This is a genomic window from Amycolatopsis sp. cmx-11-12, from assembly GCF_046269425.1.
Taxonomy (GTDB): domain Bacteria; phylum Actinomycetota; class Actinomycetes; order Mycobacteriales; family Pseudonocardiaceae; genus Amycolatopsis.
Genome location: NZ_JADNQM010000004.1, coordinates 327,938 through 341,283 on the forward strand (window position 1 = coordinate 327,938; position 13,346 = coordinate 341,283).

Annotated in this window: 14 protein-coding genes; 3 read left to right on the top strand and 11 right to left on the bottom strand. The window is 63.8% G+C overall.

Annotated elements, in window-relative coordinates; translation table 11 throughout:
* Window positions 1-9: 9 nt before the first annotated feature.
* From ACLARN_RS08115 to ACLARN_RS08150, 8 genes are all read right to left on the bottom strand, one after another.
* Window positions 10-1,680: a replication initiator gene (locus ACLARN_RS08115; protein WP_409490662.1), complete on the bottom strand. Its 1,671-nt coding sequence runs from the start codon at window positions 1,678-1,680 to the stop codon at window positions 10-12.
* Window positions 1,680-2,063 carry a hypothetical protein gene (locus tag ACLARN_RS08120; protein WP_409490663.1) on the bottom strand — a complete coding sequence of 128 codons (384 nt, stop codon included), beginning with the start codon at window positions 2,061-2,063 and terminating at the stop codon, window positions 1,680-1,682. The genes ACLARN_RS08115 and ACLARN_RS08120 overlap by 1 nt, the downstream gene beginning before the upstream one ends.
* A complete protein-coding gene (locus ACLARN_RS08125) occupies window positions 2,060-3,643 on the bottom strand; it encodes an FtsK/SpoIIIE domain-containing protein (protein WP_409490664.1) in 1,584 nt (527 codons plus the stop codon). The genes ACLARN_RS08120 and ACLARN_RS08125 overlap by 4 nt, the downstream gene beginning before the upstream one ends.
* 333 nt (window positions 3,644-3,976) lie before the next feature.
* On the bottom strand, window positions 3,977-4,279 hold the full coding sequence (locus tag ACLARN_RS08130; RefSeq protein ID WP_409490665.1) for a helix-turn-helix domain-containing protein: 303 nt from the start codon (window positions 4,277-4,279) through the stop codon (window positions 3,977-3,979).
* Window positions 4,276-4,572, bottom strand: coding sequence for a helix-turn-helix domain-containing protein (locus ACLARN_RS08135; RefSeq protein ID WP_409490737.1), 297 nt, complete (start codon window positions 4,570-4,572; stop codon window positions 4,276-4,278). Before ACLARN_RS08135 ends, ACLARN_RS08130 begins: the two co-directional genes overlap by 4 nt.
* A 25-nt stretch (window positions 4,573-4,597) precedes the next feature.
* Window positions 4,598-4,891, bottom strand: coding sequence for a helix-turn-helix domain-containing protein (locus ACLARN_RS08140; protein ID WP_409490666.1), 294 nt, complete (start codon window positions 4,889-4,891; stop codon window positions 4,598-4,600).
* Window positions 4,891-5,175: an AMED_5909 family protein gene (locus ACLARN_RS08145; RefSeq protein ID WP_409490667.1), complete on the bottom strand. Its 285-nt coding sequence runs from the start codon at window positions 5,173-5,175 to the stop codon at window positions 4,891-4,893. Before ACLARN_RS08145 ends, ACLARN_RS08140 begins: the two co-directional genes overlap by 1 nt.
* Window positions 5,176-5,741: 566 nt before the next feature.
* The gene (locus ACLARN_RS08150; protein ID WP_076159193.1) at window positions 5,742-6,221 is read right to left on the bottom strand and encodes a hypothetical protein; all 480 of its coding nucleotides are present in this window, start codon (window positions 6,219-6,221) and stop codon (window positions 5,742-5,744) included.
* Between the two features lie 160 nt (window positions 6,222-6,381).
* On the opposite strand from ACLARN_RS08150, the gene ACLARN_RS08155 reads away from it, so the two are divergent.
* Both ACLARN_RS08155 and ACLARN_RS08160 read left to right on the top strand, forming a co-directional pair.
* Window positions 6,382-7,374, top strand: coding sequence for a hypothetical protein (locus tag ACLARN_RS08155; RefSeq protein WP_409490668.1), 993 nt, complete (start codon window positions 6,382-6,384; stop codon window positions 7,372-7,374).
* A gap of 19 nt (window positions 7,375-7,393) precedes the next feature.
* Window positions 7,394-8,323, top strand: a complete 930-nt coding sequence (locus ACLARN_RS08160; RefSeq protein ID WP_409490669.1) for an inositol monophosphatase family protein — start codon at window positions 7,394-7,396, stop codon at window positions 8,321-8,323.
* A 561-nt stretch (window positions 8,324-8,884) separates the two neighbouring features.
* Here ACLARN_RS08160 and ACLARN_RS08165 read toward each other — a convergent pair.
* From ACLARN_RS08165 to ACLARN_RS08175, 3 genes are all read right to left on the bottom strand, one after another.
* A complete protein-coding gene (locus tag ACLARN_RS08165) occupies window positions 8,885-10,702 on the bottom strand; it encodes a recombinase family protein (RefSeq protein ID WP_409490670.1) in 1,818 nt (605 codons plus the stop codon).
* 100 nt (window positions 10,703-10,802) lie between these two features.
* Window positions 10,803-11,102, bottom strand: a complete 300-nt coding sequence (locus tag ACLARN_RS08170) for a recombinase family protein (RefSeq protein ID WP_409490671.1) — start codon at window positions 11,100-11,102, stop codon at window positions 10,803-10,805.
* An 81-nt stretch (window positions 11,103-11,183) separates the two neighbouring features.
* Window positions 11,184-11,774, bottom strand: a complete 591-nt coding sequence (locus tag ACLARN_RS08175) for a recombinase family protein (protein ID WP_409490672.1) — start codon at window positions 11,772-11,774, stop codon at window positions 11,184-11,186.
* A gap of 938 nt (window positions 11,775-12,712) precedes the next feature.
* Here ACLARN_RS08175 and ACLARN_RS08180 point away from each other — a divergent pair.
* Window positions 12,713-13,006, top strand: a complete 294-nt coding sequence (locus ACLARN_RS08180; RefSeq protein ID WP_409490673.1) for a helix-turn-helix domain-containing protein — start codon at window positions 12,713-12,715, stop codon at window positions 13,004-13,006.
* Window positions 13,007-13,346 lie beyond the last annotated feature (340 nt).

Consider the following 13,346-nt stretch of genomic DNA (forward strand, 5'->3'; position numbering starts at 1 on the left):
AGTTCCCCCTTACGCCGCCTGCCGAGTTGCCGAAGTTTCTGGACCGTCGCCGGGCGGCCCCTGTGCAGCCAGTAGCGCCCGGTCGTACTCGGCTCTCCAGGTGATTCGTTCGGCGATGGCGCGCATCACCAGGTGGTCACGTGGCGGACAGTGGGTGTCGCCGGGTTCGACCTTGCGCCATACGAACCGATCCGCCGCCGGTTCCTCCTTGACCACACCGATATCCGCCAGCGCGGACACCACGAATGCCTTCCGGTCCGCCTTGTGATCGGCCACGGTCTTGCCCGACCACTTCCGCGACACCAGCACCCGCCGCCCCGGCAGCCCCAACGTGGTCCGACGGTGTGCGCGGCCCTTGCAGTGCCCGGGGACGGTCTTTCCGTTGGCCCCCTTGGGGTTGATGCCGTACAGCAGCCACACCGCGCACCGAGGCGAACACGGGGTCACCGCCAGCTCCGCGTGCAACCGGTCGTGGTGATCCCGCTGTGCGGCAGTGTCAGCGTCGACTACCTCACCGGTGGACTTGGTCAGGTACTTGGTCAGGTAGCCGATGTGACGGCCGGATTCCTCCGTGCCGCCGAGGATTCCCTTCGAGTGCACCTGGCGGCCGAACGTGACCACATGGGCCGGTTCCTCGACCACCTCTTTCGCCTCATCGAACGACGGCAGAGGCTCCCGGGTGTCCGGGTCCACGAAGACACGAGAATTCATGTCCCACAACGGTTCCCGATCCGTGTAGACGATCTCGTCATGATTGGGCCACCACACCTGATGGTAGGTCGCCTCCGTGACCATCCGAATGACTTCGTGGGAAATGGAGCCGCGTAGGGCGGTGTGCAGGTGCGGAGCCGCCCGCCGTTGAGGTTCCACGGTGGCGAAGTACTGCACGTCCCAGCCGACCACGCGCCGCAGGTTCTGCCACCACCGATCCACCAGCGCCGAGAAGTGCACCGCATCCCGAGCAGCCCGCCGGTAGTCATACGAAGTCGGGTTCACCGGCGAACCGTCCGACCGCACCGGGCCGTAGGTGTCGCAAGTGAGCGTGACGAACATCGACGGCCGGAACCGCCCCGCGTACTCCCGTCCCACCGTCGACGCCGACACCTTCCGACGAGGAAGGTTCGGCGCGTCCTGTCTCCGTTTCGTGGACCGCTTCACCGCCTTCCGCTCCGGGGCGTCGAGGACGGGCAGGCGACCCGTCATGCCCGACGCCCGCAGCTCCTCATCCACCGAGGCGACCTCCGCGCGGATCTCTTCCAGCTCGACCTCATCACCAGCCGCCACCGCCTCCCGGTAGGCCGTCGCCAGGTCAGCACGGAACGCCACCAGCTCCGTTTGGCTCTCTGACGGGGTTTCCCGCGTGATCACGGGTTCTTCGGTCATGTGCCAGCCCTCACGGCATTGCGCCTGCCGCAGCGCCTTTGCCTTGCGAGCACAGGGAAGACACACCGATTCCACCGTCGACCCGCACGGCACGAGGACGTAGCGGATCTCCCCGGTGTCGGTGTCGCCGACCTCCATCGTGAACGGCCGGACACACACGCCGTGTTTCTCCGCAGTGGCCTTCACGACCTCTGCGGAGAGTGCCCCGCGGCTTGCTCCGGTCACTACTCCATTCGGGGGTGCCGGCGAGCTGGCCACAGTGCCCCCGACCTGCGAATCTGTCGTCCTCGCGTCCATCAGGCAGCCACCCCCTCAGACGTGGCCCAGCCGTGCAGGGCAGCCATCGGCAGGTCTTGCCGGGTGGATACCGGCAGGTCCGGGAACGCGTCCAAGGTGTACGCGACGACCCCGTAGACCTTGACCGGAACACCGCACGGAGTCCGGCCTGTCACCGACAGCACGACACTGTCAGCGGGTGTGCGCACGAGCGATCCGGCCACGGTGTCCAAGGTGGACACCCACCGCAGCAGCCCAGCCGCGACCTTGCCCAATTCGTTCACGTCGAGCTGGATCGAAATCGGGTCGAGGTGCGAGGACACCGACACCAGCGCCGCCGGAGGCAGCACGTGTTCGTCCAGGTGGTCGCGGATCGCGTCCAGGAACACCATCAGCCGGTTCATGCCGTCCCCCTCTCGCCGCGACGATCGGACAGGTGCACGACCGAAGCGCCACCGTTGGTGACGTAGTGCTCCAACGCCTTCACCGTCTCGTCCGACACCCAGCCCGCCCGGACACGCAGCGGTTCGCGGATCCCTTCGCCCCAGACGTAGCCGACACCGGCCGCGCCCTCCGGGATCCGGTTCGCCCACGCACCGCGCTCATAGGCGCCGTCACCGAGCACCATCGGAACCTGTGTCTTCGACGTCACCCGCAGCGCCACCCGCCGAGGCAGTAACTCCCGCACCGGAACCGTCTCCTTCGTCGGCTCCTGGACGTACCCGCGCACTGTGAACAGCAGCGCACGGCCTTGCGTGGCCAGGACCGCCACCCGTTCCACAATGGCCTCACGGGTCTTGCGGTCGGTGTAGCGGGTCAGGGCGCCGATCTCATCGAACTCCAGCAACTCCAACGGATACTCCGTCGAGAGCGGCACCTCACGGGTGTGTCCGGCGAAGACGCGCTTACGGTTCTCCAGCTCATCGATCAGCGCGTCCAGGATCTCCAGGGCTTCCTTACCCGACTGCCCGTAGCGGGCGAAGATCCCGCGCCCGTAGGACAACTCCATCCCCTTCGGGTCGATCCCCGACGGACGCACCAAACCGGCGCGGATCGCGGGAGCAGCCGACACCAGCGGCGACCACATCACCGACCCCTTGCCCGCACCCGTCGCACCAGCCACCAGCGTGTGCGCGCCACGGCCCATCAACGGAACCGTCCACGGCGTCCCGTACTCCGTCGACCCCGCGTACACGGCCCGCAGATCCACCCCCGTGCCATCGGTAGGCATCAGTTCCGGAACAGGCAGGCACATCACCGCCGAGTCGAGCAGATCGCGGCGCATGAAGTCGATGGACACCACGTTCGGTTCCAGCTCCCGCACCTGGCACCGGGAGACCTTGCGCGCCACCGCCAGCTCCCGCGCGACCTCATCGAAGTCTTCCGGCTTCTGGCCCGGAACCAGCCGCACGCGGACCTCATCCCACGACGGACCGGAGCGCACCGACAGCAGCTTGGGCACCGCCACCCCGGACGCCTGACGCGCTTTCGCGACCGCCTCACGCTTGCGCCGACGAGACACCAGGTTCACCGTCACGTCGACCGGGATCGCGTCATCCCGCACCGTCAACCCGCAGGCATGCAACCAACCCGCCAACTTGCGACCGTAGAGCGCCCAGCGCAGCCACCACGCCCGCAGCCACCGACCGCACCACTGGTCATACCCGACCGCATCCCAGCGCCACCACACGAGCTGTGCGACCGCCAGGACGCCGATCGTGACGACGAGGGACACCCAGCCCAGCATCGTGCACCAGGCCCACGAGGCCACCAGGGCGAGGCAGGTCCGCCAGTGCCCGACGAGTTGCCGAACAATCCAGCCGACCGCCCGCAGCAGACCCCACAGCGCCACACCCAGCACCGCCAACGCGGCCAGCGCCTCGAACACAGCCGCCAGCACACGACCGACCTTCGCCAGCACCCACAACACCACCGCCAGCCCACCACCCACGGCGAGAGTGGTCATGATCTCCTGCGTGTTCATCGCTGACCACCCCGCCCACCAGCAGCGGGAACCACGATCGGCAACGGCAGCATCCCCAGACACGGGGAGCATTTCTCCTCACCCGGCAACAGCCGAGCGAACCTCTTGCATTCAGGGCAGCGCGTTCGGGTGACCCCCGTTGACGCACACCACTTGCCATCATTTATCTTCGTCATTGTTCACTGCTCCAGTGGACAGGCGCAGAACCGGTTTCAGTTTGCCGACCGGCCGGTTCTGCGTTTTATAGGGACACTTTTAGCCACGCGAGGACGCGTTTATCTAACACGCGTCCCCACGTGTAAAAATTGTGATATTCAATTCTCGACTACGTGATCATTTCTCTGAGTGGGCACGCTCCTTGCGCTCGAACTCCCGCAGCGCGACGAGCCACACCTGCTCCCGCGCAATCTTCAGGCCATCCGCCAGTCGGACCACCGTGTCCACCGTGGACAACGCCCGTTCGCCCCGCTCCAACAGGCTGACATGGTTCTTGCTGACGCCGGATCGCTTGGCCAGCTGCACTTGCGTCAGACGCCGATACTTTCGAGCCCGCCGCAACCACTGCGCCGCCGTCATCCCGTCCAGCGCCGAACCGTCATGCAGGAGAGGAACCATCTCCGAGTCGCGACCGTTCACACCCGCTCACCGATTTCCGGAACATAGATCTCCTGGTCCTCCAGAATGTCGACCAGTATCCGCAGCATGAACCGCAGTGGGTCCTGGTTCAACGCGTCCGCGAGGCGCAGAGCCTTCTCTGTCGAGTTCAGCCGCTTCTTGCCGCGTTCCAGCTCATAGATGAACTGAGTCGAGATATCCGCGCGGTCCGCGACCTCAACGGCACTCAAACCCCGAGTGACACGCAGCCACCGAATCCAGCCACCGGCACGGGACGTGTCCGGACACGGACGATCCGACCACATGCGCCACATTCGCTGTTCGAACTCCTGAACCGTTTCACGTCCGGTCACGCCAGCCTCCCGCCTTCATCCGGTAATCGCCGATTACCAGCGACAGCAGATCATCGAAACCAATCGCAAGCTCCTGAGCCAAACGCATCAACGTCTCCAACGACGTAATCGGCCTCTGACCGGTCTCGATCCGGGAAATAGTCGCGTCGCTGACCCCCACCCGCGCGGCCAGCTCTGCTTGACTCCAGTTCATCCGCTCCCGCTGGCTCCGCAGATACCCTGCCGCGCCGAACTCCGATTGCCCCGACGGCTTACGCCAGGCGTTCGGCCGCGCCGCCATCACAACACCACCTCCGACGGCCCATCATCTACTTGCCGCCATTCCGGCCGGTTCGTGAACTCCTCGACCCGACGCCGTTCGATATCGGCCCACGCCAGGCATTCCCATTTGTGGTCGGGATCAGAAACCGCGACCGCTTTGAACATCTTCACGTTATGACGGTGATACTTCACCCAATCTGCCGATTCGTCCTCACCCGAGGGAGTACGCATCACCATATTCCCCCGAGCCTCAAGAAGAGTGCGTGGCAAATCGGGGCCGCGGGACACTTTTTCCTTACTCATCACGGCCTCCGATTTCTTTTACTCGACCGCCCGTTTCGTTAATAATGCCGCTAGTTCGTCCGCTCCGTCGCGGAGTTGGTGAAGGAACGAAACGCGGGTTATCCACGTGCTTGGCGTGCTTGGGGGACGAATCGTCAAGAGACCCGACGTGCCGGAGATCATCATCACTGGCGGGAAAGCCGGGTCCGGCCCCGTTTCCTCGACTGTCACTTCGTCCCACGGGCCGATCACCCAGGTCAGGCCCGGCTTGTCCCACATTGTCACTCCCTTCCGCGCGTCGCTCCCATACCGCCGCCTGCTCCTCGAACACCCGGACCGCCGACACCACGGCCGCATACGTCCACCACGGAACATCCGGCCCGTCCGCCAGATCCCGCCACAACCGAGCCACCGCCCGCGACGCCGAGGCCGCCTGAACCAACTCCCGCGTATTCGAGCCCCGCACTCTCGCTAAGGCATTCGACGCGTCGTTATACGCGTAGTACGCCGTCCTCCACATTTCCTCACGCGGCACGCGCTTCTTCTTCGGCACAACGACACCACTTCCCGACTTGAAGTAATGCCGCCTACGCGGCCTTGGCCGCCGACTCGCCAGCAGCCGCCGAGGCCGGACGCGATCCCTTCCCGCCCGAGGACGAACCGCTGCCGCTGCCCGCCGCCTTGAACCCCGTCGCACGGAATACATACGACAGGTACTTGTACTCGCCCTGCCCCGCGACCTTCGGTTCCGCCGTCAGCCCTTCCAGCTCCACCGGGCGCATACCGGGCATCACCTCACCCACCGTCGGTACCGGCTGAACATCCGCCAACAACGTCACCTCGAACGAAGCCCGCTTTGCCTTCTCCTCGCTCGGATCCGTCGCCGTGAACTTCCACTGCCGCTTACCCGACACTTCATCAACCCGCTGCCGCACCGGCCGACCCGCCGCCCGATCCTCACGCGACTGATACTCGTTGTCCGCCGACACCTCACCCACCATCACCAAACCCAGAGGAAACGCCTCATCGTGCGAGATGCCGAACCGGATACCTTTGTTGATAGCCATGCTGTGTGAAACCTTCCCGCTTGTCCGACACGCCTTTACCGGCGTACCTACAACAATCGGCCAAACGTGTGTCTCGTCACGACACCATGGAGTACTCACCTGAACGCATCTCGTACACATCTAGTCTCGCGGAGTCTCTTCTTGGTGGTAGAGTGGCCTCGTGAGCAACGAGACAGCCACCCAGGACGAGCGCCCCAACGTCCTCAAAGTCCTGCTCCGAGGACGCCACCTCCAGACCTACCGCGCCTTCTGCCGCGAATACGACGCCATCGCCGAAAAACTCGACAGAAAGCTACGCGGAACACACCCCAGCAAAGCCCAGTTCTACCGATGGCTATCCGGCGACCTCATCGGCCTGCCCTACCCCGACCACTGCCGCATCCTCGAAACCATGCTCCCCGGATGGCAAGTCGAACAACTCTTTCAACCGCACGACGGCGGAATCGAGTTCGTGCCCGAGCCGCCTCAGGACAAAGCTGATGAGCGCACACAAACGCGTGACATTAAAATGGTTGACAGTGTCGAACCGCGAACCGAACAAGGGAATCAAATTGGCGAGGAATACGCCCTTGAGGTCCCACGGGCAGAATTCGGCGACGCGAAACTCGACGTACTGTCGCTACCGAATCCCCAGCCGGGCCGTTTGCTGGATCTAAATTGGGGCACATTCGGTCTGGGTATCGAACAACTTGGTAGTCAGATCAAGAATCTCGGCAGCCGACTCGATGTCGATATCTGCTTTGGAATTAACGAAGCCGGTTTGGTAATGGCGACCTTTCTTTCTTCTTCGCGATTCTCACGATGCCCAATTGGGTATCTACGATGCAATAAGGTTCGCGGCGGGGGGATCGAACTTGACGACGCCTCCGTATTCCCTGAATCAAGAGAGCATCCCACGATTGTGCTATGCGACTTTGAAGTCAAGCATTCTGACGCCATTGGATACCTTGCAAAACAGGTCCGGACGCGCTATCCGACGGCAGACCTGTACTTCGCAGTGTTCGGGGCAATGACCCAAGGAGATGACCCCCGCGCAGACACCTTCGACAGTCTTGCCGGTGCGCAAAACCTGCGCAAGGTGGACTTCTCAGCTATCTTCATTGCTGCAACCATGAGCCCTCCAGGGATTGAACCTCCACTGGAACTGCGATAGCCACAAAGGCGGGCACCGAATGAACAATGAAACATTAATTCCCGATTTGGCCGCACGAATTGCTGACCTAGTTCGAGAAATCATGCTCGAAATACGCCCCCGGCTTGTTCATGCCGCTCTTTCGGGAAAGCGTGGCGAACAGAAAAACACTCGCCATAGCGACAACTTTCTTTCAGAATTCGACCTGTGGATGCATCAGCGCTACAAGGAAGCCCTGAGTGAACACATCCCCTCCTTCGTCTATGCCTCAGAGGAGGCAGACCCCGAGGTGATTGGATCAGATCCCGAGCCTGATCTGTGCATCCTTGTGGATCCATTGGATACCAGCGAACTCGCAGTGCGAGGACTCTACGGCTACACGCACATCATGATCTACTCTCGCACTCTTGCGAGGCCGGTAGTTTCGGTGATCGGAGACATCTTCCATCACATTCAGCTCTATGTCGGCGCACGGGACGACGAAGGCATTGACCGCGCGTACATGGTCACGGCTGACCAGACGGAATACGTTCTTGACCGACCTTCGAATGCCAGCCTCTCGGAAGCCTTGGTAACTAACTACCTCATGCGGCCTGACGCCCGATTCGTGCCTCTTGCCCAGCAAAGCGACTTCCTTACCGCGCTCAGCGCACCATCCACCGGAGACAAGAAGAAGGGGCGCATTGGCGTCGACTTCGGCTCGGTAAGCCTGTGCCATGTGGCCGCTGGACTGACCGATGCCACCATCGAGTTCGCGAAGGGGTTCGCCATTTGGGACCTCGCACCAGGTCACTACGTGCTTCACGCAGCAGGAGGAAGCGTGATCGACCTACACGGCCAGCCGCTCTCGCTTGACTACGGCTTCGATTCGCTCGCTGACATCGCAGCCGCGATGAACCCGCGCCAGAAGTTCATCGCCGCCGGTAACGCCAGCCTCGCCGACGAGATCTTGAAGACCCTGCGCGCGTAGCACCCTGGCATCTCGTACGCGCGGGGCTACTTGGGATTCCTGCCGAATTTGGCTCTATGGGATCAAGGCGCCGCCGTTGGCGGCGCGCGGGTCACCACCCGTCCGGCGGGCTACGCCCAAGAGGCGACGCCGGCCTACCGCTCCGCTCTCGGCAGGCGCCGCCGGGCGAGCCCGCCGCAGGGCAGCACCCGCAGCGCGCCGCCAACGACGACGGAGACCCAGGAGCAACACGGCCACATCACCCCGGCCCACCCAACCCACGTGCAGTGGTCACCACGGGCTCCCTCGCTTCTCAGCGTCTTACGCCGAGCCGCCCGCATCAAGGCGGGAAAGCGTGCCTTGACACGACCGACTCAGCGCAAGGCGTGGCAGTGACGAGGGGAACGGGGACGAGCAGGCACCAGGGCACTCAGACAGCCACGAGGGGCCGGAGTGCGATAGATTCAGGGCGAGACGCAGCGCACTGACCAGCGGCGATGAGACTGCTGTACAGCAGCAAAGTACAGCAACGCCAGCGACCATGAACGACCGTCAGCAGCGTCTATGGCCTTGGACATGACCTCAGTGACCTGGGGAAACGCCGATGCCGACAGTTCGCATCGAGAAGGTCAGGGGTTCGATTCCCCTCAGCTCCACCCTAGAGGTCTTACTAGAACAAGTGCCTGAATGAAGGCCACGAAGTAGGACCGAGACGCCTGATGGCGAGCAAGGGCCACCCGCACTGCGGGTGGCCTTCTTGTTTGTGGGCAGTGGGCTGGTTGCGGTGGCCCGGTCGCGCTGGATGGCGTGGAGCAGCCCGAAGGGTTCCTGGAGTTCACCGTCTGTGATCTCCTCATCCTCGATGTAGAGGGCTTGGAAGATCGCTTGGTTGAGCAGACGCCGCTGCTGGTCGTTGCAGCGGCGGTACAACTTGTCGGGCTGTTCAAGCAGAGCAAGACTCGCGTTAACAAGCTGGGCGCTGTCGGTGAGGTCGGCGTTCGCGGTTTCGAGGCGCCCCTCCAGACGGCGGCGCTCGCTCGCGATATCGCGGAGCCTCTCCTTGACCTTGGTCCGCGGAAGGGTGCTGTCCGCTGCGAGGTCGATCAAGTTCTCCTCCTTGGTGTCGAGTTCCTTGAGCTGCGCGGTGATCTGCTTGCGCAACAGCCGTGCGGACTTTTCCTGATCGCCGATCACGGCATCGACTTGGTCGCGCATTTCAGTAATGAAGGGCTGACTGAAGCGAATCGCCGCGTAATGCCGCTCCACGGCGTCCTCAATGAGCGCGACGTTGACGTACGGTGCTTGGCACGCCCCCTTCTGCCGGCCTCGGCAGAAGAAGTACGTGTACTCGGCGCCCTTCGAGTTGGTGGTCTGCTGGATGATCATCCGCCGCTTGACGCCCTCGCGTCGGCAGCGCCCGCAGAAGAGCGACCCCTTGAGGTAGTGGTGGTGCACGCGACGGCGTTCTTGTGCCGTCATTCGCGAGTCGAGGATCTCCTGGACTGTGTCGAAGAGGTCCTCATCGATGAGAGGTTCGTGTCGTCCTTGGATTTCTTCACCGTCGTACTCGACGTATCCGAGGTAATAGCGATCGTGAAGCATTTGCGAGATCTTGTTCTCGGACACCTTCTTGGCTGGGTGTCGCCGGGTGGCCCTGGTGCGTAGGCCGCGGTCGTAGAGTTCGTCGGACAACTCTTCTTGCGTGTAGTCGCCTGTGGCGAAGAGGTCGAAACCCAGTTGGACAAAGTGCGCGCGTTCGGGGTCGACGATGATCGTGCGGATGACGCGGCCATCGGAGTGGTCGATGTGGTTGAGGTAGCCGAGCTTGGCGCGGCCGAGTGTGCCGCCGCTGCGGGCTTTCTGGCCCATCTTGTACGCGATGTCGGCACCGGACTGGCGTGACTGGTACTCGTTGAACGTGGCCAGGATGCCGTGCATCAGCTGGCCGACCGGGGTGTCGTCGATAGCCTCGGTGGCCGAAACGAGGGTGACACCGCGCTTGCGCAGGTCCGCCATGACAATCGCGTCGTCGTAGCGGTTACGAGCCATGCGCGAGAGCTGGTAGATGATGATCACGTCAACGTCGCGCTGGCCGTGGACTCGCGCGAGCATGCGCTGAAACGCCTCTCGCTTGGTCATCTCCGTTCCCGAGCGTCCGGGCTCGACATACTCGTCGATCACCGTGACACCCAGCTCCCGTGCCTTGCGCAGACACGCTTCCCGTTGGGCCGGAATGGAAATGCCTTCCGGGTTGTAGTCGGTCCTGACCTGTCCGGTCGAGGACACCCGCAGATAGATCACCGCGCGTGTGCCGGGAACATGGTCATCCAACGGTGGCTGAATGGGGACGGTGACGTCCTGCTCCAGTTCATCGATGAAGTCGGCATAGGCGCTGGTCATGACACCTCCTTGGGAGCGGCCTGGACGGTGGACCCGTGCAGCCGGCTGCTGGATCGCGCGCTGACGGCGAGCGGTGAATTCGTAGGCGAGTTGCCGCGACTCAACGGCGGCGGAACCACGCGAGGACGCGCCGGAGCACTCGGCGTTCAGGCCGTTCCTTGGGTCGAATGTCCGGGTCGACATACGGGTCGATGAGCGAGAAGCCCAGTTCCTTGGCCGTGTTCAGGCATGCCTCGCGCTGGGCCGCGACGCTGGACTCGGTCTCGCCTTGTCCCGGCGAGGACGCCCGCCGATAGATCACCACGCGATTGCCGGGCACAGGAGCCTCCGACCGTCGCATGGCACGGATAGGGCTGCCCTGCTGTAGTTCGTTGTCCAAGTGGGCATAGGCGTTGTTCATGACACCTCGTTGTAAGTCGGTCTGGTGTGGACGGTGTTGGTCGACGCAGTTGGCCAGACGGATCTGCCGGTTGTGTTGCGGCTAACCCGCGAGTGGTGACTCGTCGGCGGATTCCTGCTTGTGACGAAGGCGATCGCGCCGGTCTGCGCGCGCCCCCGCGTACTCGATCTCGGCAACGGCACTCACCACGCGTACGAGGAAGAGGCCGAACGGGGTCTCGGTATCGAAGCCGGGGTCAGCGGCCGAGACGACCCGCACACCCCGCGACTTCAGCTCGTCGAGAAGGAAGGCGAGGTGTCGAGTTGTGCGGGACAGGTTGTAAATGTGGTTGATGACGAGCACGTCGATGGCACCGGATCGGGCTGCCGCCAACACTCGTTGCAGCCCAGGTCGCTTCAACGTGGCACCTGATCCGTAGTCGCTGCTGCGAAGAGCGACGCGCCAATCAGGCTGGGAGGCGACGTAGGACTGCAGGAAGGCGCTTTCGCCGAGAGTGGGCAATCGCTGGTAAAGACCAACGCGCACGAAGCGTCGAGTTCGCGGGTCTGCGGCGGGGCGACGACTGCGGGGGTCACAATTGGCAGGTGGCATTGTGTTGAACCTTTCCTTTCGGGCAGCGGCGAGCGAGGTCGATCCGCCGCATTCGGTGAGCGCGCGAACGTGCGGCGTCATGCCGCATCGCGGAGGTGGTCGCGGTGGCTGGTGTCCGGCTCGGCGGACGGCGGTTGCTCGCTGGCTTCGGCCGCCAACATGTCTGCCGCGAGGCTGGCGACCACCCGTGCGAGCTTGCGTATGTCGGGGGGATCGCGACGAACGCCGCGCACCAACAAGTTGCGTCCAGTCCTGCCCGCACCGCTACGCCGTCGGGACTGGCTGCTTGACGTGCTGGCGGGGCTTTCCTGCTGCTGTTCGACCGGAGCAGGGACGTCGGTGAGGTTGTCGTTAGCCTGGTCAGGGTTGCTAGGTCGAGCGCACATGAGCGCCCCCTTCGTGCCCGTGAAGCTCGCGGATCGCGGAGGTTCACGGGGCTGCTGGTCGGCGACAGGAACCGTCGACACAGCGGGCGCTCCCAGCCGTTGACACCTGCGGTCACCGGTCCGCGCAAGGCGGGTTTCGCGGCGACGCGGGCACGCACCATGACGTGCGTTGAATGAGCTGGGATCGCCGAAGCTGTCACGACCAGCGGGCCTCTACTCCCCGCGTCCGTGTGTGCGGGGCCGGCGCTCATGGCCGTGCTGGACTCTCGCCGTTCGGCAGGGCCGGGGGCTTTGCCGAACGGGTGCTGAAGCACCTCGTGCAAACGAGATGGACGGCGGTCGACGCGAGTCCAGATGATCAGTACCGGCGCGGACCGCGAGGGGCCATGCGTCGGCAGAGAGTTGAACGCGATGGGTGCCGAGGCACCTCCTCTCTGTTGAGCCACGCACAGGTCCGTCATTCAACTAAGGTAACACCTGAGTAGATCGTGTGCAGCCTTCCCATCTCAGGTTATGCATGTTTGAGGGCGCGCGTCTGCTGAACACGCCGGACGTGCAGCGGCCGGCTTCCGTCGCCATCGGGGACACTGAGCGTCGATTGACGAAGGCGCGAAGCGCCGCGGAGCGACGAGCATGGGCGGGCATCGGGTGCAGATCGAGTGGCGGCTGCGGAAGGTCATGGCCTCCCGCAACGTCTGGAACGCGACCGAACTGCGCGAGCTCCTCGTCCAGCGTGCCGGGTTCGAACTGTCCCTCCAGTCGGTTGACGTGCTGATCAAGAAGCACCCGGTCCAGGTCAAGGTGGCGACCTTGCAGGCGCTGTGCACGACGCTGCGGTGCACGCCGAACGAGCTGTTCGGGTTCGACGCGCCGCGTGACGTCTCGCTCGTCGAACCGGACAGCACTGAGGTACGCGGCGAGCAGTGAGCTCGCAGTGCAAGCGGCGCGGCGACGGTCTTCACGCGACCCTCGCCAACGTGTCGGGGTGACCGCCTTCCGCTGTCAGTCCTGCCGAACCGAGCGTGGTTTGAATCTGCCGATACCAGCTCAGCGCGAAGCGCAGGCAGTTCGACTCGGTGCGGTAGCTCGGACCGCATCCGGGGACGTAACGGCCACGCCTGCTTCATGGCATTGTCCTCTCACCGGTCCTCGACTGTTGCTCAAGCAGCCGCTCACGGTCGCCCGTTCGAGTGAGATCGCGGCCACGTAACCAGGCGACAGGCTGAACGTCTAGCTCGCTCATCAGCTCGCGCTTAACCTGGATCGA